Raw genomic sequence first — 24,362 nt, 5'->3', positions numbered from 1 at the left:
AGAGTGTAAACTATGAAACCGCCGTATACCGGACGGTACGTACGGCGGTGTGGGAGGTCGATAAATAAATTAATTATTTATCTCCTACCCGATTGAACTTGATTTGAAGAAATATAGATATTTTGCTATAATGAGTTGATAATATTTTATTGGAGATATGATAAAATGATAATAGAGATCAACAATTTAAAAGAAGTGGAAAAACTAGGAGAAAAACTTGGCTCATTACTTGAAAAGAAAGATATAATATGCCTTAATGGCGATTTAGGAGCAGGAAAAACCACTTTTACTCAAGCTATTGGAAAAGGGCTTGGAGTAAAAGCATATATTACAAGCCCAACTTTCACTATTATAAATGAATACGAAGGGAGACTACCTCTTTATCACTTTGACATATATAGGCTTAATGATGAAGAGGAGTTAGATTTATTGGGAGCAGAAGATTATTTTTATTCGGATGGCGTATGCGTAATAGAATGGGCTGAAAATGCTGAAAATATATTGCCAAAAGAAAGGCTAGACATATGGATTAAAATAGTCAATGAAAACAAAAGGGAATTTAAATTTGTTCCACATGGAGATAGATATGTCAAATTAGTGGAGGAGTTGTTAAAATGAGAATATTGGGCATGGACACATCAACATTGATGACAACTGTTGCTATAACCGATGATCAAAGGCTTTTGGGCGAGTACTCGCTGTCAGTAGATATGAGCCATTCCGAAATGTTGGTTCCAATGATAAAGAGTGCATTGGATGGGCTGAAAATCGATATCGAAGATATAGATCTTTATACTATTTCAATAGGGCCAGGTTCTTTCACGGGGTTAAGAATTGCACTGGCAACAGCAAAAGGTTTCGCAATAGCTAATAATAAACCGATTATAGGAGTTCCAACATTAGAAGCTTTAGCATATAATATTTTTTCGGAATGCCACATTGTGCCAATGATTGATGCTAGGAGAGACAGAGTTTTTTCAGGCATATATAAATGGGAAGAAAACTGCTTAAAAGTTGTAAAACAAGACGATGCATTGGATATTGTCGAGTACTGCAATTATCTAAACAAAAATTATGACAAACTTTATGTGAACGGAAATGGGAGCATTGCATATAGAGATATAATAGATGAGATTTTAGGAGATAAAGCTATTTTCGCTCCGTTTAATCTAAATTATATTAGAGCTAGCAGCATTTGCGAGATCGCTTATGAGAGATTTAAAGATGGATTAATTGATGATGTTGACAATTTGAAACCAGTATATTTAAGAGAATCACAAGCTGAAAGACAATTTCACAAGGGAGAATAGCATGAGAGTAACAATAAGGCAAATGGAATCCAAAGACATAAATGAAGTATATGAAATTGAGAAAGAATCTTTCTCTACACCATGGAGTTATGAAGCATTAAAGAAAGAAGTTGAAGAGAATTTACTGGCTTTGTACATTGTTGCCGAAATAGAAGAAAAAGTAGTTGGCTATCTTGGCATGTGGAAAATAATGGATGAAGCTCATATAACAAATATTGCTGTAAAAAAAGAATATAGAGGGCAAGGCATAGGAGACTACTTAATGTTAGCAATAATTGATTACTGTGATAAGCACAATATACCAAATATCACTTTAGAAGTCAGAAAATCCAACCAAGTAGCTATAAACTTATATAAGAAACATGGATTTACTGAATGTGGAATTAGACCAAAATACTATACAGATGAAAATGAAGATGCATTAATAATGTGGAGAAGAAAATAGAGGTGAAATATGAAGACATTGGCAATAGAAACTTCGTGCGATGAAACATCGATAGCCGTTATAGAAAATGGCAGGAAAATACTTTCAAATATAATATCTACACAAATAGAAACTCATAAAAAATTTGGTGGAGTTGTACCAGAGATAGCATCGAGAATGCATGTGGAAAACATCAGCCAAATATTGAAAAGTGCATTGGAAGAAGCAAATATTAATTTGGACGACATAGATTTTATATCTGTCACACAAGGGCCTGGACTAGTTGGAGCGCTATTAGTAGGCATGTCTTTTGCAAAAGCTCTATCTTATAGCTTAGATATACCGTTAGTAGGGGTAAATCACATAAAGGGGCATATATGCGCAAATTATTTATCACATCAAGACCTAGAGCCGCCTTTTATAGCCTTAGTAATATCTGGCGGGCACACTTATTTAGTCGATGTCTCTGGATATGATGAATATAAAGTCATAGGAAGGACTAGAGATGATGCAGTAGGGGAAGCATTCGACAAGGTCGCTAGAGCATTGGGGCTGCCTTATCCAGGAGGACCTATGGTAGATAAACTTGCAAAAACAGGAAATCCAGAAGCAATTAATTTTCCTCGCGTATATCTAGAAGAAAAAAGTTATGACTTTAGTTTTAGTGGCCTTAAAACAGCTGTTTTAAACTATTTAAACCAAATGAAATTAAAGAAAGAAACGATTAGCATAGAAGATGTGGCAGCTAGCTTTCAAATGTCGGTAATTGACGTGTTGAGCGAGAAAACATTTAGGCTCTTAAAAGAAACTAAGAAAAACAAATTGGTTATCGCAGGTGGAGTTGCAGCTAACAGCGGCATCAGAGATGTATTTACTAAAAAAGCAATAGAAAATGATATTGAACTATATATCCCAACTATAACTCTTTGCACTGACAATGCTGCGATGATAGGTTCAGCTGGATATTATAGTTATATTTCCGGAAATAAATCTATGCTGGATTTGAAAGTCGATGCCAATTTAAGTCTATAAAGGATGGACTGCCATCCTTTAAGACATTTCTATCCATTCATCATACATATCATTTAATTTTTCTGCGATATCGTCACGTTTCTTTGATATATCTAAAGCCTTCTCATGATTCTCATATGTTTTGGGGTCTGCTAATATCATATCAAGATCATTTAATTTTTGTTCTAGTTTAAGAATTTCTTTTTCTAAAAGCTTCTGTTTTTCTTTCTGCTCTTTTTCTCTTTGGATTAATTCTTTTTCTTTCTTTTTCTCTAGTTTTATCTGAGTCTTAGTTCTTTCTTCTTCGATGGGCTCTTCTTCATTTAATTCCTTTTTCTTTTCTAAAAAGTAATCATAATTTCCAAGATATTCAAAAATGCCTTCTTCTGTTAATTCATAAATCTTAGTGGCAATTTGATTTAAGAAATACCTATCATGAGATATTACGAAAACTGTACCAGAATACGAATTTATAGCATCTTCTAAAACTTCTTTAGAATCAATATCTAAATGGTTTGTAGGCTCATCCATTAACAAGAAATTGGCATTTGAAAGCATGAGCTTAAGTAATGACAATCTAGCTTTTTCTCCGCCGCTTAAAGAAGACACCTCTTTAAACAAATCATCGCCAATGAAGAGAAATCTACTCAAGTAAGTTCTAACTTGATAATGAGTTAGATATGGGTAAGAATCCCAAATTTCATCTATGACAGTTTTGTCATATGAGAGTTGTTCCATTTCTTGATCAAAATAACCTGTAACTACATTTTTTCCTACGATGATATTTCCATCGTCATATTCCATATTTCCTAACAATATTTTAAACAATGTTGTTTTACCAATTCCATTGGGACCAATTAAAGCTACTTTTTCTCCTCTGTAAATGCTTAATGAAATATCTTTAAAGAGAGTTTTTCCATCAAAAGATTTAGATATATTTTCTGCCAATAAAACATCTCTGCCTGAAGTAACACTTGGCTCAAAGTTTAATGAAAGCATTTTTTTATTATTTTCTACTTTATCGATTAGCTTAATCCTATCTAGCATTTTTTGCCTGCTTCTGGCTTGTTTGATATATCTTTCTCCACCGTATTGCATATATCTTTCGATGATTTCTTGTTGTCTCTTTATTTCTTTTTGCTGATCTTCATATTGCTTTTTTAAAACCTCAATATCTTTCTTTCTTTGTTGCATGAATTTTGTATAATTTGAGTTGTATATGTATAAGTTTTGATTTTCTAAGTAGAAAACTCTATTCACTACTTTATCTAAGAAATACCTGTCGTGTGAAATCAATAATAAAGCCTTGTCATAATCTTTAATAAAACTCTCTAACCATTCAATAGACTCTATATCCAAATGGTTGGTAGGTTCATCTAATAAGAGTATGTCAGGCTTTTCCAATAACAATTTTGCTAAAGCAACTCTTGATTTTTGACCACCGCTTAGTACACTAACGCTCTTATCCATGTCCTCATCTGAAAAACCTAAGCCTTTTAACACGCCTTTGATTTCGGATTTGTAACCATATCCATTTCTATTGCTAAATTCTTCTAAAAGAGTTCCATATTCTTTTAAATTGGATTCGTATGAATCGTCACCTGCGTTGCTTTTTTCAGAAATTAGTTCTGCTAAGGAATTTATTCTTTTTTCCATCTCTATTAAATCTTCAAAAACAGTTAGACATTCCTCAAAAATCGTAAGATTAGAGTCAACTTTGGTATGTTGTTTGAGGTAGCCTATTTTCATTGATGATTTAATGAATATTTCGCCGCTATCTGGTTCTACATTGCCCGCAATAATTTCAAAAAGTGTGGTTTTGCCGGCGCCATTTAAGCCAATCAATCCAATTTTGTCTTTGTCCTCAACAAAAAAAGAAATATTTTCAAGTATTTTTTTATCTACATACGATTTTGTTATATTTGACGCTGAAAGTACTAGCACATTTATCCCTCCGACCAGTATATTTTAACATAATAAAGGAATATAATAAATAGCAAAACAGATTACAAATCTTAATTTTGACTGCAATACAACTTGTTCATTGTGATATCATTGTATTAGGAGGAAGAACCATGATTATACTGATAATTAGAAATCTATTTAGCTGTGTTGGAATAATAATGCTTCTATCGTACCTTATGACAAGGCATAAATCTCTAAGGGAGATGATAACAAAAAAGGAGACCAGCTTAAATGAAAAAATAATATTGACTTTAATCTTTTCCATTTATGGCATTATTGGGACGTACACTGGCATTCCAATAAATGGTGCAATTGCAAATTCAAGAGTAATTGGAGTATTTGTTGGCGGACTAATAGGTGGGCCTTTTGTAGGGGCAATGTCAGGGCTAATTGCAGGATTACATAGAATGCTAATAGATATGAATGGATTTACATCTTTATCTTGCGCTATTTCTACATTCTGCGAAGGAACACTTGCGGGATTTTTGAAGAATAGATACGACAAGAGCGACAATAAGGTCACTTTTGCATTGTTTTACGGAATGTTGGCTGAAATTATGCAAATGGTAATTATTTTAATTTTTTCGAAACCATTTTTATCTGCACTTGAATTAGTTAAATTAATAGCTTTGCCCATGGTAATCACAAATGGCATAGGAATTAGCCTTTCTATATCTTTGATTCATAGCTCAATAACTGAGATAGAGTCGAGAGAAGCATATCAAGCACAATTAGCTTTAAAGATTGCAGACAAAACTTTTCCATATATCAGAAATGGTCTAAATAAAGATAATGCTAGTGTTGTAGCTAATATTATTTTGGAAATGACAGATTTTGACGCAGTTGCGATTACAGATAATACAAGAATACTCGCACATGCCGGTGTTGGTGAAGAACATCATAAAGAAGATAAATACATAATGACAGAGCTTACGAAAAATGTCATAAACACAGGATTGTGCAAAGTTGCTGAGGATAAAAACACTATAAATTGCTCAAATAGTAATTGTAAGTTAAACTCAGCCATAGTAGTTCCATTAAAATATAACGATAGGATAATGGGAACATTGAAATTGTATAAGAAATCCAAACATTCAATTACTAAATCAGAAGAAGCATTAGCGAATGGCCTTGGTAAGCTATTTTCTACACAAATTGAGTTGGGTGAATTAGATTATCAATCTCAACTATTGACCAAATCAGAGCTTAAAGCTTTACAGGCTCAAATAAATCCACATTTTTTCTTTAACGCTATAAATACTATAGCTTCATTGACAAGATCTTCTCCAGATAAATCAAGGGAATTGTTAATTCACTTGAGCAACTATTTTAGAAATAGTTTAAATGATCCTTCTGATGAAGTTGACTTATATAAAGAGATAGAGAACATAAAGTCATACTTGGAGATTGAAAAAGCAAGGTTTGGAGATAAACTCAACATTGTCTTCGATATACCAAAAGAACTAAACTGCACACTTCCTCCATTGATAATTCAACCGATAGTTGAAAATGCCATTAAACATGGTATTTTCGAAAAGTATGATGGAGGAGAAATTAAAATAGTGGTTAGAAAAGGGAATTCAGTAATTTTTATATTTGTCATAGACAATGGAGTGGGAATGGATAAAAACATGCTGGAGAGAATTTTTAAAGCGAATAGTAAACAGGGGATAGGACTCAAGAATGTCAATGACAGATTGAGAGTAAAATATGGAGAGGAATACAAATTGAAAATAACTAGCAAAATCAATCATGGCACAACTGTTCTAATTAGAATCCCGTTAAAAGAAAGGATGATTTTACATGATCAAAGTGCTAATTGCTGATGATGAATACTTAGCAAGAGAGGACATCAAATATTTCTTAAGCAAATATGATGAATTTTCTGTTGTGGGAGAAGCCAATCATGGCAAAGAAGTCTTGGAGATGAACCGAAAATTTAGACCAGATGTAATTTTTTTGGATATAAAAATGCCAGTCTTAAGTGGCATAGAAGTTGCTAAAATAATAAACGACTTAATAGAAAGACCAGAAATAGTTTTTTTGACTGCATATGATGACTATGCGATAAATGCTTTTGAATTAGATGCAATTGACTACATGTTAAAGCCAATTTCAGAGGATAGATTTAATCGATGTATTGAAAAATTGAAAGCGAAATTATCAAGTAATGAAGGAAAATATAAATCCAACAATACAAGTGGCAACTATAGAAATATGCAAATTATTAGCGCATATAAAAATGGTGTGATAATACCAATAAGATATAATGACATTATCTACGCTACTATTTGCGACAGAGATACTATTTTAGTGACTAAAAACGATGAATATAGAGTCAATATTACCCTTTGTGAACTCTATGAGTCACTAAAAGATTACAATTTTTATAAAACTCACAAGTCTTTCATTATAAACTTAAATTATATTGATAGAATAGAGCCTTGGTTTAACTCAACTTATAATATTATTGTAAGGGGAATAGATATTAAGATACCTGTCAGTAGAAACTATGTGAAAGGATTTAGAGAGAGGATGAATATCAACTAGTTGCATTTTACTAGTTGATATTTTCATTTTAAGCACTTAATTTTGCGCTTTAGCACCAAAATATGAATAAGCAACTTTTATTTGATATAGTTAAAATAGGGTGATTTTATGGAAAGTATAAAATATTTAGATTTATTAAAATCAAGATTGAGCAGGTTTTTTGATATAGAAGAAAATTATATTTTGGACAATACAAATTTTGAACTGATGGCTAAGTGTGAGGTTGTTTCAGAGAGGTATTTTCTCACTAAAGGGAATGTATTGGATTCATTCAACACTTATGAATATTATCTTATAAAGACAATTGATAAATGTGATTTAGAATATCTACAATCTATTATTGATAAAATTAAAAACAACTTACAAATATACGATGTAGACGAGAACCATATGAGAACAACTGTGAATGTAGTATTTATAGTAGATGAGAATGTAGAGAAAGAAGTAGAGAATTTTATCAAGAAATTCAAATTTTATAAGAGCTATAAATTTGGATTAAGAGGTTGGGTGGATATAAGCTTAATATTAATAAATGCTGATGACAACAAGATATTAACAAATAAGAAAGGAAAGGAGGTTGTGGGATATTTGCTTGCAAATTAGAATATATAAAAGAAAGGAGATTTAGTATGAGCTCATTATTAATTGTATTAGGCAGTATTTTTGTATTTTTATTAGCCTATGCCACGTATGGATCATGGCTTGCAAAAAAATGGGGAATAGATATAAACAGAAAGACTCCTGCTCATGTAATAAATGATGGAGTAGATTATGTCCCCACAAGACCACAAGTACTTCTAGGCCATCACTTTGCGTCAATTGCAGGTGCTGGGCCGATAAATGGGCCAATACAAGCAGCTGTATTCGGATGGTTACCAGTATTATTATGGGTAGTGATAGGAAGCATATTCTTTGGCGGAGTACATGATTTTGGATCATTATTTGTTTCAATTAGACATGACGGTAAATCGATCGGAGAAGTTATAAATGATACCATGGGTAAGAGAGGAAAACAACTTTTTTCAATATTTGCATGGCTAACATTGCTATTGATTGTATCTGCATTCACAAATATAGTAGCAAACACTTTTGTAAGCACACCACAGGCAGCTACATCCTCTATGCTTTTTATTGTCTTAGCAGTTGGATTTGGATATGCTACTAATAGAAAAGGAGTTTCATTAAAATTAGGCACTATTGTGGGAGTAATTCTATTATTTTTATGTGTTTGGCTGGGAACTATTTTTCCACTAAATTTAAGTCTCAACATATGGATAATAATCTTAGCTATTTATATTTTTGTAGCATCAACAGCTCCTGTGTGGATATTGCTTCAACCTAGGGATTATTTGAATTCATTTTTATTGTATGCAATGATGATTGGAGCTGTATTAGGAATAATCATATATAGACCATCTATCCAATTAGAGGCAGTTACAGGCTTTAAAGCTGCAAATGGACAATATCTGTTTCCAATGCTATTTGTAACAGTAGCATGTGGTGCGATTTCAGGATTTCACTCACTTGTAGGATCCGGCACAACAGCTAAACAGCTAGATAGTGAAAAAGATGCAAAGCTCATTGGTTATGGGGGGATGCTAATAGAAGGCGTTTTAGCAGTAGTTGCTTTGATTACAGCTGCCTATTTAACAAAGGGTGAGTTTAGTGAACTACTACAAGGAGGACCTGTAAATGTATTTTCAAATGGAATAGGAGTATTTATGTCTAAATTTGGAATACCATTTGAGGTTGGAAAGACATTCGTTGCCTTAGCGGTTTCTGCATTTGCTCTTACGAGTTTAGACACAGCTACTAGATTAGGAAGGTTTATATTCCAAGAGTATTTTGAAAAAGAGGGAGTAGAAAAGCAATCACCACTAACAAATAAATATGTCGCAACTACAATTACTGTAGTCTTAGGGGCATATTTAGCTACTGGAGGCTATGCGTCAATATGGCCAATATTTGGATCGGCAAATCAATTGTTATCGGCACTGGCTTTGATGGCAGTAGCATTGTGGCTTAAAAAGTCAAAGAAGAGTTTCAGTATGATCACCATACCAATGGTGTTTATGTTGATTGTTACGTTGACAGCTTTGGTATTTCTAATTCAATCTAACTTCGTCAATCAAAATTATATATTGGTAATTTTCCCTGTACTTCTATTTATCTTGGCGATAGTTCTTGCTGTTTCTGGATATCAGATTTTGTTTAAAAAAGAAGATTTAAACAACTAGTTTTTCTGACAGCCCTAATTTTACTTATTTTAGGAAATTCTGATGTGAAAAAATTGACACTCTTTTTTAATAATGATATAATTATTGCATTAAAAAAGAGGTGGTGAATTTAGTGGCAAAGGATAATCAAGTGTCCATAACAGTCATAAGAAGACTCCCAAAATACTATAGATATTTAACCGAATTAAAAGAAAAAGGGATTAGCAGAATTTCATCTCAAGAGTTAAGCGTACTCACCGGATTTACTGCTTCTCAGATAAGGCAGGATTTTAACAACTTTGGAGGTTTTGGACAACAAGGTTATGGATATAATGTTGAAGATCTTCATAGAGAACTTAAGAAAATATTAGGATTAGATACAAATTACAATGCTGTCATAGTTGGAGCTGGAAATTTAGGCCAAGCTATAGCCAATTACAAGGGATTTGAAGATGCGGGATTTAAAGTATTGTCTCTATTTGATAGAAACCCAAAAGTTATTGGATTAAAAATTAGAGATATTGAGATTAGAGATATAGAAACTATAGATTCATTTATAAAAGAAAACAATGTTCAAATTGGCATAATAACAACACCTAAGGAAAGCGCTCAAAGTGTCGCTGATATTTATGTTCAAAATGGGATAAAGGGAATTTGGAATTTTGCACCAACAGATCTAGTTGTACCTGATAATGTAGTTGTTGAACATGTTAGACTAAACGAAAGCCTATTCATTTTATCTTATTTTTTAAGAGCAATGAACGAGCAATAGAAATTTTATAAAGAAAACTGGCTATTCAAATAATAATAGACAGTTTTCTTTATTGATATACTAATTTCTGTATGATATAATTTAATCATTGTTAGTGCAATATGTGTGAAAATGTTTTCACGCAATTAAAGGAGGTAATATTACCGTGTCAAAGGAAATTTTAAACCCATTAGAAAGTGCACAAAAACAAGTTAAGGAGGCTTGCGAAGCTTTAGGTCTTGAGGCATCTGTTTATGAACTACTAAAGGAGCCTAAGAGATTTATTGAAATTTCTATTCCAGTTAAAATGGATGATGGAACAGTAAAAGTATTTAAAGGCTATCGATCAATGCATTCTGATGCAATAGGACCTGGAAAAGGTGGAGTGAGATTTCATCCAAATGTAAATCCAGATGAAGTAAAAGCCCTTAGCGTATGGATGACATTTAAATGTTGTGTAACAGGAATACCATATGGTGGAGGAAAAGGCGGTATATGCGTAGATCCTTCTACTTTGTCAAAAGGTGAATTAGAGAGACTATCAAGAGGATACGTACAAGGTTTGTATAAGTACTTAGGTGAAAAAATAGATATACCTGCTCCAGATGTTAATACAAATGGACAGATTATGGCTTGGATGGTAGATGAATACGTCAAATTAACTGGAAATATGTCTTTAGGAGTATTTACAGGAAAACCTGTAGAATGGGGCGGTTCATTGGGCAGAAACGAAGCTACAGGCTTTGGTGTAGCTGTAGTAGCAAGAGAAGCAATAGCTAAGTTAGGCATAGACATGGCCAAATCAACTGCTGCAGTTCAAGGTTTTGGAAATGTTGGAAGTTACACTGTTAAAAATGTCCAAAAACTTGGAGCTAAGATAGTTGCTGTAGCTGAATGGGCAAAAGAAGTTGGGACTTATGCTATATACAATGAAGAAGGTCTTGATTTCAAAGACATGCAAGACTATGTTTCAGAACATAAGAACTTAGTAAATTATCCAAAAGCTAAAATAATTACTTTAGATGAATTCTGGGGATTAAATGTGGACATAATGATTCCAGCAGCTTTGGAAAATGCTATAACAGCTGATATTGCACCAAAAATTAAAGCAAAACTAGTTTGTGAAGCAGCTAATGGGCCAATAACACCAGAAGCAGATGAAATATTAAACAACAACGGAATTATAGTAACACCAGATATACTTACTAATGCTGGTGGGGTTACAGTATCATACTTTGAATGGGTTCAAAATCTTTATGGATATTATTGGAGCGAAAAAGAAGTAGAAGAAAAAGAAGAAATAGCAATGGTAAATGCTTTCAATGCAATTTGGAAAATTAAAGAAGAGTACAATGTACCAATGAGAAAAGCTGCATATATGCATTCAGTAAAGAAAGTTTCTGATGTAATGAAATTAAGAGGTTGGTATTAATAAAATTTGTATCAACAAAAAAACTAGTCGAAAGACTAGTTTTTTTATTTATAATTTTTTTATTATAGTATAATGTATATAAAAATGTAAAGGAGTCATATAATGAATTACAAAATAGAAGAAGGAGTAAACAGCTTATTCATAACAGGATTAGAAGACTTTGATCCTAAGCATATATTTGAATGTGGACAATCATTTAGGTGGAAGAGAGAAGAAGATTTAAGCTATACAGTCATAGCAAAAAATAAATTAATTAATATAAAGAAAATTGAAGATATAGTAGTTGTAAAAAATACGGATTACGATGAGTGGATAAACTTTTGGCATTCATATTTTGACTTAGACAGAGATTATTCTACTATAAAGAACAATTTATCACATGATGAACATTTATTAAAAGCGATAGAATTTGGAAGTGGAATGAGATTGTTGAATCAGGATCCATTTGAAACTACGATATCTTTCATCATATCATCCAACAATCAAATACCTCGCATAAAAAAATCAGTTGAATTAATAGCAAATGACCTCGGGACTTTTATTGGCAGTTTCAACGGAGCCGATTATTACAGCTTTCCAGATGCTTTGACCATAGCTGGATTAAGTGAAGAATACATTAAAGAAAAATATAAAGTCGGATTTCGCGCAAAATATATATTAGAAACTTCTAAGAAAATAGCTAGTGGAGAATTTGATTTGAATGAAATTTGGAATTTGCCATATGAGATCGCTAAGAAAGAATTGATGAAATTACCAGGTGTTGGACCAAAAGTAAGCGATTGTATATTGCTTTTCGCATATAAAAAGCAAGAAGCTTTTCCGATAGATGTCTGGGTTAACAGAGTTATGAAAACACTATATTTAGGTGATGATGCCACAAAAAAAGACATAGAAGAAGCTAAAAATGAATTATTTGGGGACATATGTGGCTATGCACAACAGTACCTATTCTATTATGCAAGGGAATTGGGCATTGGAAAATAAACATAATATGGAGGTATAATATGCTTGGAACTATTGTAAATTCTATAACTATAATCATTGGTTCAATTATAGGAATATTGCTGAAAAAAGGAATTAAAGAGGACTATAAAAACACAATAATGGATGGCATCGGCATAAGTGTCTTGGTTATTGGAATTTCAAACGCATTGGAGTTTGAAAATCTTGTAGTTGTGATAATTAGTATTGTTATAGGTAGTATTATTGGTGAGCTGATCGACGTAAATAAAAGACTAAATAACCTTGGAGATAGGTTGCAATCAAAGTTTAAAAATGAAGAAGGAAATTTTTCTAAAGGATTTGTGACTGCATCTTTAGTCTATTGTGTGGGAGCAATGGCAATAGTCGGCTCAATACAATCCGGTTTGTCAGGAAACCATGAAACTCTATATGCCAAAGCTGTTCTTGATGGAATCACAGCAATTGTATTTGCTTCTACATTAGGCATTGGCGTAATGTTTTCAAGTGTAGCAGTATTTTTGTATCAAGGCATAATTACACTGTTTGCAAGTTCTGTAAGCTCTATATTGACTACAATAGTCATCAATGAGATTTCTTCAGTTGGTGGAATTTTAATCATGGCAATAGGAATAAACTTATTAGGTCTAAAAGAAATTAAAATTGCTAATATGCTGCCTGCAATAATAGTGCCTCCCATATATTATATCTTGCTATCCTTATAGCTTTTATGAGAAATTAAGAAAATTAAAGCAAAAACTAGATATTTAAAGAAATAACGAGGAAATAGCGGAAAAACGCTCAAAAAACCCTAAAATACATACTTGATTAGCTATTTAAATATAGTTATTATTGTATTAGATGTTAGCACTCAATTAATGTGAGTGCTAACAATATGAGCACGAAAAATATGATGGAGGAGGAGTAAAGATGAGTTTAAAACCACTTGGAGACAGAGTTATAATTAAAAAGATTGAAGCTGAGGAAAGAACAAAGAGCGGTATAGTTTTACCATCAACTGCAAAAGAAGAACCATCAATGGCAGAAGTAGTTGCTGTAGGTGCAGATATATTAAACGATGAAAAGAAAAAAGATCAAATAAAAGTAGGGGACAAAGTAATATTCTCAAAATATGCTGGAACAGAAGTAAAATTAGATGGACAAGAATTAACTATTCTAAAATTATCTGATATATTGGCTGTGGTTGAATAATAAAAAATTTACTACAAAGGAGTGTTGGAGATGGCAAAAGAGGTTAAATTCAATGAAAATGCAAGAAAAGCAATGGAAATCGGAATCAATAAACTTGCTGATACAGTAAAAGTAACACTTGGACCTAAAGGAAGAAACGTAGTATTAGAAAAAAGCTATGGTTCACCAGTAATAACAAATGATGGCGTTACAATCGCAAGAGAAATTGAATTAGAAGATAAATTTGAAAACATGGGAGCACAATTAGTTAAAGAAGTTGCAACAAAGACTAATGATGTTGCTGGAGATGGTACAACAACAGCTACATTGCTAGCACAAGCTATAATAAGAGAAGGATTGAAGAACGTTGCAGCTGGAGCTAACCCAATGATCATTCAAAAGGGAATTAGAAAAGCAGTAGAAAAGGCTGTAGAAGGGATAAGAAGCTATTCCGTTCCAATCGAATCAAAAGAAGCAATTGCACAAGTTGCATCGATTTCAGCCGCTGATGAAGAAATAGGACAACTGATAGCAGACGCTATGGAAAAAGTAGGCAATGACGGCGTAATCACTGTAGAAGAATCTAAATCTATGGGAACTACTCTTGAAGTAGTAGAAGGTATGCAATTTGACAGAGGATATGTTTCAGCTTACATGGTAACTGACACAGAAAAAATGATAGCTGAATATGAAAATCCATATATTTTGATCACAGACAAAAAAATATCAAGCATACAAGAAATATTGCCAATACTAGAAAAAATAGTACAATTGAGTAGACCACTTGTGATTATCGCTGAAGATGTTGAAGGCGAAGCAATGGCTACATTGGTAGTAAATAAATTGAGAGGAACATTTAACTGTGTAGCAGTTAAAGCTCCAGGATTTGGAGATAGAAGAAAAGAAATGCTCCAAGATATAGCAGTATTAACTGGTGGAACAGTTATTTCAGAAGAACTTGGCTATGACTTAAAAGAAGCTACAATTGAGATGCTTGGTAGAGCTGGAAAAGTTAAAGTAGATAAAGAGAATACAGTTATAGTAAATGGAGAAGGAAATCCTGAAGAAATTCAAAACAGGATAAAACAAATAAGAAGTCAGCTTGAAACTACTGAATCTGAATTTGACAAAGAAAAACTTCAAGAAAGATTAGCTAAATTAGCTGGAGGAGTTGCAGTAATTCAAGTTGGTGCTGCAACAGAAACTGAATTAAAAGAAAGAAAATTGAGAATAGAAGATGCATTAGCAGCTACAAGAGCAGCAGTTGAAGAAGGAATTGTACCAGGAGGAGGAACTGTCCTTGTAGACGTAATTCCAAAAGTAGCAGAATTGTTAGACTCAACAGAAGGCGACGAAAGAACAGGAGTTAAGATAATCCTTAGAGCACTAGAAGAACCTGTAAGACAAATTGCTACAAATGCTGGATTAGAAGGTTCTATTATAGTTGAAAAGGTAAAAGAATCTGAACCTGGAATTGGATTTGATGCATTGAAAGAAGAGTATACAAATATGCTTCAAAGAGGAATAGTTGATCCAACTAAAGTTACTAGATCAGCTTTACAAAATGCTGCAAGTGTTGCTTCTATGATACTCACAACTGAAGCAGCTGTAGCTGAAATGCCAAAACCAGAAACAATGCCACCAATGGGCATGGGTGGAATGGACGGAATGATGTAATTTAAAAAGGTCACCTTGATAGGTGGCCTTTTTGTGTACTTCATTAATATTAGGGTAGGTTGACAATGAACTTAAAGTAGGTTATGATTTTAACAAAGATAATATGGGGTGATTGTGTGGAAAGGGAAGTAGAACTTTTAAAAGCATTAGCTGATAGCAGCAGACTTCAAATATTGGATATGTTGTCATGTGGACCTATGTGTGCTTGTGAGATAATGAAAAGACTTGATTTGACGCAACCGACAATTTCTCACCATATGAAAATTCTAACAAGCTCTGGACTTGTCGATGTTAAGAAAGACGGGAAATGGATGAATTACTCAATTAATAAGGATTCAGTCAATGAAATAATAAACTACATAACATATATCACAAATCCTAAAGACGATTGCATATGCAAGAGAATGATTAAATGACTTTGTTAATTTCATAATTATTTTATTAAGATTAGCATCTGCTAATCTTTTTTGATTAATCGCAAAGAACAATATTTTAATATGCTTGACAAACAAAATTGAAGTTGTTAAATTAGAAAGAAAAACTTAAATAGTTTATTGGAGGGATTATTAAATTGGAATTTATTGGAGAGGGTTTAACTTTTGACGATGTGCTATTGCTTCCAGGGAAATCTGAGATACTTCCTAGAGATACAAATGTCAAAACTAATTTAACGAAATCTATTACTTTGAACATTCCGTTGATGAGTGCAGGAATGGATACAGTAACTGAAGCTAGAATGGCTATAGCTATGGCTAGAGAGGGCGGTATAGGAATTATCCATAAAAACATGAGTATAGATAGGCAAGCCTTGGAAGTAGACAAAGTTAAAAGGTCAGAGCATGGGATAATTACAGATCCATTCTATTTATCTAAAGATCATTTAATTTCTGATGCTTTGGAATTGATGGAGCGTTATAGAATATCTGGTGTTCCGATTGTTGACGAGAATCACAAATTAGTTGGCATATTAACCAATAGAGATATTAGATTTGAGAGAGATACAAGTAAGAGAATAGACGAAGTAATGACAAAAGACAATTTGATTACTGCAAACAACTCTGTAACTATGGACGAAGCATTAGAGATAATGAAAAAATACAAAATTGAAAAACTTCCAATAGTGGATGATGATTTTAAATTAACAGGGTTGATTACTATAAAAGACATTGAGAAATCCATAGAATTTCCAAACTCTGCTAAAGATGCGAATGGAAGATTATTAGCAGGTGCTGCAGTTGGTGTAACTTCAGATATGATGGAGAGAGTAGCGGCTCTTATAAAAAGCAAAGTAGATGTTATTGTTCTTGACACAGCCCATGGACATTCAAAAAATGTATTAGATGCAGTGGCTAAAATTAAGAGAGAATATCCAGATTTGCAAGTGATAGCTGGGAATGTAGCAACAGCGGAGGCAACTGTAGACTTGATAAAAGCAGGCGCTGATGCTGTAAAAGTAGGGATTGGGCCTGGATCTATCTGCACAACTAGGGTAGTAACAGGCGTCGGAGTTCCACAAATCACTGCGATAATAAATTGTGCAAAAGCGGCAAATGACTATAATATTCCTGTCATTGCAGATGGCGGGATAAAATATTCAGGAGATATAACAAAAGCTTTAGCTGCTGGAGCAAGTGTGGTTATGGCTGGATCTTTATTTGCAGGCACTGATGAAAGCCCAGGTGAAGAAGTTCTATATGAAGGAAGAAGATATAAAGAGTACAGAGGAATGGGCTCGATGGGTGCTATGGACTCTGGAAGTAGCGACAGATATTTCCAGACAGAGACTAAAAAATATGTTCCTGAAGGAGTCGAAGGAAGAGTTGATTATAAAGGAGCGCTATCTGATGTAATATATCAACTAATTGGTGGATTAAAATCAGGAATGGGATATGTTGGCGCAAGGAACTTAGAGGAATTAAGGTTGAAATCAAAGATGATCAAAATTTCTTCTGCGACACTCATTGAAAACCATCCACATAACATAAGTATAACAAAAGAAGCCCCAAATTATCAAAGAGGGCAAAAGTATTAGAATTATATGAAACTATACAAATTTATACAATTGTAGTACAATAATTGTATAAATTACAAAAATAAGGTGATTACAATGAAAATTGGCATAGATGTTGGTTCGACAACGTTAAAATGCGTAGTATTAGACGATAGGAATAAAATGATTTTTCATTCATACGAAAGGCATTATTCTCAGATAAACGAAAAGACAGTTTCCTTATTGGAACAATTAAAAAGTGAATTTCCAGATATAAACAGAGCCTCGATAGCTATATCAGGCTCTGCAGGCATGGGATTGGCGCAAAGACTAGACATTCCATTCATTCAAGAGGTTTATGCCACGAGATTAGCTGTAATGAAAGAGATTGAAAATCCTGATGTAGTTATAGAGCTTGGTGGTGAGGATGCAAAAATACTGTTTTTGTCAAATGGAATGGAAGTGCGAATGAACGGTTCTTGTGCTGGCGGTACAGGAGCTTTCATAGATCAAATGGCTACATTGATGGGAATTACTCTGACTCAAATGAATGATTTAGCAAAATCATACAATAAGATATACACGATAGCTTCAAGATGTGGAGTATTTGCAAAATCAGACATACAACCTCTTTTAAATCAAGGGGCAAGCAAAAACGACATATCATGTAGTATATTTCAAGCTGTTGTAAACCAAACAATTGGAGGATTAGCACAAGGCAGACCTATTAAAGGGAAAGTGGTTTATTTGGGTGGCCCTCTTACATTTTTCTCTGAGCTTCGAAAGAGATTTGATGAAACATTGGGATTGATAGGGATTTGTCCTGAAAATTCACTGTACTTTGTTGCATTGGGAGCAGCTTACAGTTCGGAGAGTGCTCTGATTTCATTAGATGAGTTGATTTCCAAGATAAGAAATGTTAAATTCACTACTCGGGCAAGTGGTGCAAAGAGGTTGTTTAACTCTGAAGAAGAATACAATGAATTCAAACTAAGACACGACAAAGACAAAGTCGATTACACTGATCCTAAAAATTACACTAAAGGAGCTTATCTAGGGATAGATGCAGGTTCCACAACTATTAAAGCATGTATTATGGCAGAGGATGAAACGATATTAGATAGTATGTATTCACAAAATGAGGGAAATCCTGTACCAATTCTTAGAGAATTTTTGATTGATTTCATGACTAAGTATCCGCAGATTGAAATACTAGGATCTGCAGTTACTGGATATGGGGAAGAGCTCATAAAAAATGCATTTTCTATTGATTTAGGCATTGTTGAAACTATCGCTCATTACACAGCTGCTAAAAAATATAAACCAAATGTTGATTTTATAATCGACATAGGTGGGCAAGACATAAAGTGCTTTAAAATAAAAGAGGGGTTAATAGACAATATATTTCTTAATGAAGCTTGCTCTTCAGGTTGTGGATCTTTTTTACAGACTTTTGCTCAAGCATTAGGTTATGATATTGCTGATTTTGCAAGGTTAGGAATATATTCACAAAATCCAGTAGATTTAGGGTCAAGGTGTACTGTTTTTATGAATTCATCAGTTAAACAAGCCCAAAAAGATGGTGCTACAATAGCAGACATATCCGCAGGACTTTCTATCAGCGTTATTAAAAATGCTTTGTACAAAGTAATAAGAGCATCAAATGCTGATGATCTTGGAGACAACATTGTAGTACAAGGTGGTACGTTCTATAATGATTCAGTCTTGAAAGCTTTTGAAGACGAGCTTGGTAAAGATGTAATTAGACCTAATATATCAGGTTTGATGGGTGCATATGGTGCAAGCCTGTATGCAAAATACAGTGTAAAAGGAAAAACAAGTACAATAGATTTAGAAGGGTTATTGAATTTTGAACACAAAGTAAAAAGTGTCATATGTGGCTTGTGCGAAAACAATTGCACTCTAACTATAAACACATTTGGAGATAATCGTAAATTTATTGGCGGAAATAGATGCGAAAGACCAATAAAAGGCAAGACAAAAGAAGAAAAGTACAATATGTACGATGAAAAAAGGAAATTATTAGAAAGTTATAAACCTATTCCAGGTAAAAGAGGCAAGATAGGATTACCTTTAGCTTTAAACAACTATGAGTTGCTTCCATTATGGCATACGATATTTACAATGTTAGGCTTTGAAGTAGTAACTTCTCCTTTTTCTAACAGAGAACTCTATACTAATGGACAGCACACTATACCATCAGATACAGTTTGCTTCCCTGCAAAGCTTGTGCATGGACATATTGAATATTTGCTAGATGAAGGTATAGATGTAATATTTTACCCTTGCTTGACATATAATTTTAATGAAAAAAAGGGTGATAATCATTTTAACTGTCCAGTAGTTGCATATTATCCTGAAGTAATAGCAGCAAATGTAGAGAGGACAAAAGATGTCATTCTTATTAATGACTATATTGGGCTTCACAATAAGACATCTCTCATAAAAGGACTTTATAAAGCATTAAACAAACATTTTAACGACATCAATCAGCAACAAATTAGATTTGCGGTGGAATGTGGAATGAGAGAATATAAACTCTATCTCAATAGGATAAGAAAAAAAGGCGAAGAATTTCTTGATTTATCGATGAGATTAAATAAAAGAGCTATTGTACTTGCAGGCAGACCTTATCATTTAGACCCTGAAGTAAATCATGGAATTGACAAGCTGCTTACTGAGCTTGGTGTTATAGTTTTATCAGAGGATTCTATAGCACATCTAGGGAAGAAAGTTGAGACAAATGTATTAAATCAATGGACATATCATTCAAGGCTTTACACAACAGCTCAACTGATTTCCAATTATGACAATGTTGAACTTATTCAGTTAGTATCATTTGGTTGTGGATTAGATGCTATAACAAGTGATGAAGTAAAAGAAATATTGCAAGAAAACGGCAAAATTTACACACAAATAAAGATAGATGAGATAACTAATCTTGGAGCAGTAAAAATAAGAGTTAGAAGCTTATTAGCTGCACTAGATCAAAGGGCAAAAGAGGGTGAACAAGTTGAGCAGGAAATATGATAGAGTTGAATTTACAAAAGAAATGAAAAAGGATTTCACAATATTGTGTCCAAACATGGCACCAATACATTTTGGAATTCTAGAAAAAATATTCAGGCTTCAAGGTTACAATTTAGTTGTCTTGAGGAATGAAGGACCAAATGTAGTTGATGAAGGTCTAAGGACAGTTCACAATGATACTTGTTACCCTGCTTTGCTAGTCATTGGACAAATGTTGGATGCTTTAAATTCAGGGAAATACGATACAAATAAAGTTGCTCTAATGATAACGCAGACAGGAGGCGGATGTAGAGCATCCAACTACATTCACTTATTAAGGAAAGCCTTAAAAAAGTCTGGTTATGAACATATTCCAGTTATATCATTAAACGCTGGAGGACTTGAAAAAAATAGTGGATTTAAAATCACTTACAAAATGTTAATGCAGTTAGTAGCTGCAGTAGCGTACGGCGATTTATTGATGCTTTTAAACAATCAAGTAAAACCATACGAATTAAATGTTGGACAGAGTGAAGCATTAGTGCAAGGCTGGATTGAAGAGATTGGCAGTCGTTTTGAAAGAAATGAGGCAGTAGGTGTTAAAAGCATTAGAAAAGTTTCTGAAGAAATCGTTGATTCCTTTGCAAAGATACCAATTAATAAAACCAAAAAGATAAAAGTTGGCATAGTTGGAGAGATATATGTCAAATTTTCAAGTCTAGGAAACAATAGGCTTGAAGACTTTCTTCATGAAGAAGACTGTGAAGTTATGGTACCAAGTTTGATGGGATTTTTGATGTACTGCGTTGAAAATGGAGTTATAGACTATAAATTATACGGCAATGGTCGATTTAAAAGCCGCTTGATGAAGATGGTAAATGATTATTTATCAAAAGTGGAACTGGCTACTAGCAATGCTGTCAGAGCAAGCGGAAAATTTGTTGTGCCTTCATCGTTTAATCATACAAGAGAGCTTGTAGATGGCATCATAGGATTAGGATGTAAAATGGGCGAGGGATGGCTTCTTCCTGCCGAGATGGTGGAACTTATAAATTTAGGATATCAAAATATTGTAGTCGCACAACCTTTTGGATGTTTACCTAATCACATAGTTGGAAAAGGAGTAATTGCGAATATAAAGAAGAAGTACCCGGATGCGAATATTGTCCCGATAGATTATGATCCGAGTGCTACAATAGTAAATCAAGAGAATAGAATAAAGCTGATGCTTTCAGTTGCGAAAGAGAAAATAAATGGTTTTGATTCTTCTATCTTAAATACAATTGAAGATGAAGAGGAGTTAGCTTTTAAAAAATAAATGATGCCTAGGCATCATTTATTTTTTAATAACCTCATTGAATTAGCTACTGCTAAAATAGTAACCCCTACATCTGCAAATACTGCATGCCACATTGTAGTAATACCAAAAGCGCCTAATATTAAAACTAAGAACTTAATTGAGAGTGATAAATAGATATTTTCGTATACTATTTTTCTTGTCTGTGAAGATATTTGAAATAATTCAATTAGCTTTTTTAATTCGTCGGTCATAAGCACAATATCTGAAGCTTCAATAGCTGCATCTGAGCCTAATCCACCCATTGCAATCCCTACGTCTGCTATAGATAAGACTGGGGCGTCGTTTATTCCATCTCCGACAAATACCATTTTAGAGTTTTTTGTAGATTTTCTATTCATCAACTTTTCGGCAATATCAACTTTATCATCAGGCAATAAATTTGCATAGTATGAATCTATTCCAAGATCAAATGCTATTTTGCTAGCAGTTTTTTCGTTATCGCCAGTGAGCATTACTATGTTTTTAATGCCATTTTTTTTCAATGTGTCGATTGTATATTTTGCATCGTCTTTTATTTTATCTGTAATCACAATATATCCTTCAAAATTACCATCAATAGCTATATATATACTATCGCTATTTTGGTATTTTTCATCTATTTCTATTTCTTTTGACTTTAGGAAATCAATTTTACCTAAAAGTATTTTACTGTTATTTACCGTAGCTTCAATTCCATTTCCAGCATATTCCTTAAATTCTTCGATTGATGATAAATTTATTTCTTTTTTATAATGTTCAATAATTGATTTTGCTATTGGATGATTTGAATTATACTCTGCATATGCTGCAAAATATAATATTTCATCAATTGAGTAATTTCCGACTGTGAATACATCCGAAACTTTGAAAACACCCTCGGTTAGTGTTCCGGTTTTATCAAATACAACAGTATCTACGAAATTTAAAGCTTCTAAAAAATTACCTCCCTTTATAAGTATCCCATTTTTAGAAGCTTTACCTATTCCAGCAAAAAAACCTAGTGGTATAGATATTACTAGAGCACATGGACATGATACAACTAGAAAGACTAATGCTCTATAAATCCAATCTTTAAAGAGAGCTCCTTCTATAAACAGCGGTGGTATGATGGCAAGGCCTATCGCAAGAAAAACCACAACTGGTGTGTAGTATTTAGAAAAAACAGTTATAAAATTTTCAGTTGGAGCTTTTTTTTCACTTGCTTCTTCAACAAGCTTTAATATTTTTGAAACTGAAGATTCCTTATATTCTTTTTCTACTTTAGCCTTTAAGAGTCCTTGAAGATTGATATATCCTCCTAATATTTCATCTCCGGTTTTTACATCTTTGGGCATTGATTCGCCAGTTAGTGCTTTTGTATCCATTGATGATTCACCATCTATTATGATGCTATCCAATGGAACTTTTTCTCCAGGCTTTATCAGTATATAATCCCCAATTTTAACATCCTTTGGATTCACTTTTACAAAATCTTCATTTTCAATTAAATTTGCATAATCTGGTCTGATATCCATCAATTTTGCTATTGATTTTCGAGATTGATTTACTGCTTTTGATTGGAAGTATTCTCCGATTTCATAAAATATCATAACTGCAATTGCCTCTTCAAATTGACCGATTGCTATAGCTCCTAGTGTTGCAACTGACATTAAAAAGTTTTCATCAAATACTTCTCCAGCTTTTATATTATTTAGTGAAGCTTTTAAAACTCCTATTCCAGCTATTAAGTAGCTTGCTAAGAAGAACGGATACTTTAGATACTCGTTAAAAGGCAATGTAATGCCTAAAATAAAAAATAGAAGGCTTATGAATAATCTTTTTAGAGTTTTGTTACTTTCATCATACTTATCGTCTTTAATCTTAGTTGTGTTATCATTAAATTCAATTATTTTAACATCGGGTTCTATAGATGTAATTGTACTTTTTATTTGATTGATCAATTCTTCATTTTGTTCAACGCTAAATTCTACTATTAGCTTTTTATTTATGAAATTCAAAGTAGCTTTTTTTACTCCATTAATTTTATTAACTCTGTCTTCAATTTTTTGCGCACAATTTGCGCAATCTAATCCTTCTAAAACAAATATTCTATTTTCCATTGTCATTCACCTCTGTTTTTATGTCTTATATGGACAATACCTTGGCCTATTATTTCTTTGACATGCTCATCGTCAAGTGAATAATATACAACTTTGCCATCTTTTCTGTTCTTTACAAGATTACTGTTTTTTAATACTCTTAACTGATGTGAAATAGCTGATTGGCTCATATCCAGTAAACAAGCTATATCACAGACGCACATCTCAGAATCTAGAAGTGCTAGAAGTATTTTTATTCTCGTCTTGTCGCCAAAAACTTTGAAGAAATCCGCAGCCTCGCCTAAAAGTTCATCGTCAGGCAGATTTTCTTTAACTCTATTTACAACATCTTCATGAATGCAATTTGATTCACATAGAGGAATACTATTTTTTTCATTAATCATTTTATAACCTCCAATCATATATGAATGTATATTC

General features: G+C 33.1%; 21 protein-coding genes. 18 read left to right on the top strand and 3 right to left on the bottom strand.

Going from position 1 to position 24,362, the window contains the following annotated elements:
• The first annotated feature begins 165 nt into the window (after positions 1-165).
• The 4 genes from tsaE to tsaD are packed head-to-tail and all read left to right on the top strand — an operon-like array spanning position 166 to position 2,766.
• Positions 166-618, top strand: a complete 453-nt coding sequence (gene tsaE / locus BO51_RS05925; protein WP_496484883.1) for a tRNA (adenosine(37)-N6)-threonylcarbamoyltransferase complex ATPase subunit type 1 TsaE — start codon at positions 166-168, stop codon at positions 616-618.
• Positions 615-1,310, top strand: coding sequence for a tRNA (adenosine(37)-N6)-threonylcarbamoyltransferase complex dimerization subunit type 1 TsaB (gene tsaB, locus BO51_RS05920; protein WP_496484881.1), 696 nt, complete (start codon positions 615-617; stop codon positions 1,308-1,310). The genes tsaE and tsaB overlap by 4 nt, the downstream gene beginning before the upstream one ends.
• A 1-nt stretch (position 1,311) precedes the next feature.
• Positions 1,312-1,755, top strand: coding sequence for a ribosomal protein S18-alanine N-acetyltransferase (gene rimI, locus BO51_RS05915; RefSeq protein ID WP_496484879.1), 444 nt, complete (start codon positions 1,312-1,314; stop codon positions 1,753-1,755).
• A 9-nt stretch (positions 1,756-1,764) separates the two neighbouring features.
• Positions 1,765-2,766, top strand: a complete 1,002-nt coding sequence (tsaD, locus tag BO51_RS05910; protein ID WP_496484877.1) for a tRNA (adenosine(37)-N6)-threonylcarbamoyltransferase complex transferase subunit TsaD — start codon at positions 1,765-1,767, stop codon at positions 2,764-2,766.
• 18 nt (positions 2,767-2,784) lie between these two features.
• Here the strand turns inward: tsaD and abc-f are convergent, their stop codons facing one another.
• Positions 2,785-4,689 carry a ribosomal protection-like ABC-F family protein gene (gene abc-f / locus BO51_RS05905; RefSeq protein WP_496484876.1) on the bottom strand — a complete coding sequence of 635 codons (1,905 nt, stop codon included), beginning with the start codon at positions 4,687-4,689 and terminating at the stop codon, positions 2,785-2,787.
• A 131-nt stretch (positions 4,690-4,820) separates the two neighbouring features.
• Here abc-f and BO51_RS05900 point away from each other — a divergent pair, with 131 nt between their 5' ends.
• The 14 genes from BO51_RS05900 to BO51_RS05835 all read left to right on the top strand — a co-directional run bounded on the left by BO51_RS05900 (position 4,821) and on the right by BO51_RS05835 (position 21,825).
• On the top strand, positions 4,821-6,536 hold the full coding sequence (locus tag BO51_RS05900; protein WP_496484875.1) for a LytS/YhcK type 5TM receptor domain-containing protein: 1,716 nt from the start codon (positions 4,821-4,823) through the stop codon (positions 6,534-6,536).
• Positions 6,514-7,260 (top strand): LytR/AlgR family response regulator transcription factor, encoded by a 747-nt coding sequence (locus BO51_RS05895; RefSeq protein WP_496484873.1) that lies wholly within the window; start codon positions 6,514-6,516, stop codon positions 7,258-7,260. The genes BO51_RS05900 and BO51_RS05895 overlap by 23 nt, the downstream gene beginning before the upstream one ends.
• Before the next feature lie 108 nt (positions 7,261-7,368).
• Positions 7,369-7,863, top strand: coding sequence for a DUF8052 family protein (locus BO51_RS05890; protein WP_496484871.1), 495 nt, complete (start codon positions 7,369-7,371; stop codon positions 7,861-7,863).
• Between the two features lie 26 nt (positions 7,864-7,889).
• Entirely contained in the window at positions 7,890-9,497 is a 1,608-nt protein-coding gene (locus BO51_RS05885) for a carbon starvation CstA family protein (protein ID WP_496484869.1), read from the top strand.
• A gap of 112 nt (positions 9,498-9,609) precedes the next feature.
• On the top strand, positions 9,610-10,248 hold the full coding sequence (locus BO51_RS05880) for a redox-sensing transcriptional repressor Rex (protein ID WP_496484867.1): 639 nt from the start codon (positions 9,610-9,612) through the stop codon (positions 10,246-10,248).
• Positions 10,249-10,393: 145 nt separating this feature from the next.
• A complete protein-coding gene (locus BO51_RS05875; RefSeq protein WP_496484865.1) occupies positions 10,394-11,659 on the top strand; it encodes a Glu/Leu/Phe/Val family dehydrogenase in 1,266 nt (421 codons plus the stop codon).
• A gap of 102 nt (positions 11,660-11,761) precedes the next feature.
• Positions 11,762-12,643, top strand: coding sequence for a DNA-3-methyladenine glycosylase family protein (locus BO51_RS05870; RefSeq protein ID WP_496484863.1), 882 nt, complete (start codon positions 11,762-11,764; stop codon positions 12,641-12,643).
• A gap of 20 nt (positions 12,644-12,663) precedes the next feature.
• Positions 12,664-13,344 carry a DUF554 domain-containing protein gene (locus tag BO51_RS05865; RefSeq protein WP_496484861.1) on the top strand — a complete coding sequence of 227 codons (681 nt, stop codon included), beginning with the start codon at positions 12,664-12,666 and terminating at the stop codon, positions 13,342-13,344.
• A 205-nt stretch (positions 13,345-13,549) separates the two neighbouring features.
• Positions 13,550-13,831, top strand: a complete 282-nt coding sequence (locus BO51_RS05860) for a co-chaperone GroES (RefSeq protein ID WP_496484859.1) — start codon at positions 13,550-13,552, stop codon at positions 13,829-13,831.
• 30 nt (positions 13,832-13,861) lie between these two features.
• Positions 13,862-15,487, top strand: a complete 1,626-nt coding sequence (groL, locus tag BO51_RS05855) for a chaperonin GroEL (protein WP_496484857.1) — start codon at positions 13,862-13,864, stop codon at positions 15,485-15,487.
• Between the two features lie 116 nt (positions 15,488-15,603).
• On the top strand, positions 15,604-15,903 hold the full coding sequence (locus BO51_RS05850) for an ArsR/SmtB family transcription factor (RefSeq protein WP_496484855.1): 300 nt from the start codon (positions 15,604-15,606) through the stop codon (positions 15,901-15,903).
• A 155-nt stretch (positions 15,904-16,058) separates the two neighbouring features.
• Positions 16,059-17,519, top strand: a complete 1,461-nt coding sequence (gene guaB, locus BO51_RS05845) for an IMP dehydrogenase (RefSeq protein WP_496484853.1) — start codon at positions 16,059-16,061, stop codon at positions 17,517-17,519.
• Positions 17,520-17,594: 75 nt separating this feature from the next.
• A complete protein-coding gene (locus BO51_RS05840; RefSeq protein WP_496484851.1) occupies positions 17,595-20,528 on the top strand; it encodes an acyl-CoA dehydratase activase in 2,934 nt (977 codons plus the stop codon).
• Positions 20,512-21,825, top strand: a complete 1,314-nt coding sequence (locus BO51_RS05835) for a hypothetical protein (RefSeq protein WP_496484849.1) — start codon at positions 20,512-20,514, stop codon at positions 21,823-21,825. Before BO51_RS05840 ends, BO51_RS05835 begins: the two co-directional genes overlap by 17 nt.
• Positions 21,826-21,839: 14 nt before the next feature.
• Here BO51_RS05835 and BO51_RS05830 read toward each other — a convergent pair whose 3' ends face one another.
• Positions 21,840-23,945 (bottom strand): heavy metal translocating P-type ATPase, encoded by a 2,106-nt coding sequence (locus BO51_RS05830; RefSeq protein ID WP_496484847.1) that lies wholly within the window; start codon positions 23,943-23,945, stop codon positions 21,840-21,842.
• A 2-nt stretch (positions 23,946-23,947) separates the two neighbouring features.
• Entirely contained in the window at positions 23,948-24,328 is a 381-nt protein-coding gene (locus BO51_RS05825; RefSeq protein ID WP_496484845.1) for an ArsR/SmtB family transcription factor, read from the bottom strand.
• Positions 24,329-24,362 lie beyond the last annotated feature (34 nt).

This window comes from Soehngenia saccharolytica DSM 12858, assembly GCF_059568515.1.
Note: the sequence above shows the minus strand (reverse complement) of the source record. Positions and strands in the feature narration are given on the sequence as shown.

Excerpts from the sequence above, each read along its gene's own strand:
- BO51_RS05860 (WP_496484859.1), top strand. The coding sequence starts at position 13,550 with ATGAGTTTAAAACCACTTGGAGACAGAGTTATAATTAAAAAGATTGAA.
- tsaE (WP_496484883.1), top strand. The coding sequence starts at position 166 with ATGATAATAGAGATCAACAATTTAAAAGAAGTGGAAAAACTAGGAGAA.
- tsaD (WP_496484877.1), top strand. The coding sequence starts at position 1,765 with ATGAAGACATTGGCAATAGAAACTTCGTGCGATGAAACATCGATAGCC.
- BO51_RS05895 (WP_496484873.1), top strand. The coding sequence starts at position 6,514 with ATGATCAAAGTGCTAATTGCTGATGATGAATACTTAGCAAGAGAGGAC.
- tsaB (WP_496484881.1), top strand. The coding sequence starts at position 615 with ATGAGAATATTGGGCATGGACACATCAACATTGATGACAACTGTTGCT.
- BO51_RS05885 (WP_496484869.1), top strand. The coding sequence starts at position 7,890 with ATGAGCTCATTATTAATTGTATTAGGCAGTATTTTTGTATTTTTATTA.
- BO51_RS05870 (WP_496484863.1), top strand. The coding sequence starts at position 11,762 with ATGAATTACAAAATAGAAGAAGGAGTAAACAGCTTATTCATAACAGGA.
- BO51_RS05865 (WP_496484861.1), top strand. The coding sequence starts at position 12,664 with ATGCTTGGAACTATTGTAAATTCTATAACTATAATCATTGGTTCAATT.
- groL (WP_496484857.1), top strand. The coding sequence starts at position 13,862 with ATGGCAAAAGAGGTTAAATTCAATGAAAATGCAAGAAAAGCAATGGAA.
- rimI (WP_496484879.1), top strand. The coding sequence starts at position 1,312 with ATGAGAGTAACAATAAGGCAAATGGAATCCAAAGACATAAATGAAGTA.
- BO51_RS05900 (WP_496484875.1), top strand. The coding sequence starts at position 4,821 with ATGATTATACTGATAATTAGAAATCTATTTAGCTGTGTTGGAATAATA.
- BO51_RS05840 (WP_496484851.1), top strand. The coding sequence starts at position 17,595 with ATGAAAATTGGCATAGATGTTGGTTCGACAACGTTAAAATGCGTAGTA.
- BO51_RS05825 (WP_496484845.1), bottom strand. The coding sequence starts at position 24,328 with ATGATTAATGAAAAAAATAGTATTCCTCTATGTGAATCAAATTGCATT.
- BO51_RS05890 (WP_496484871.1), top strand. The coding sequence starts at position 7,369 with ATGGAAAGTATAAAATATTTAGATTTATTAAAATCAAGATTGAGCAGG.
- BO51_RS05830 (WP_496484847.1), bottom strand. The coding sequence starts at position 23,945 with ATGGAAAATAGAATATTTGTTTTAGAAGGATTAGATTGCGCAAATTGT.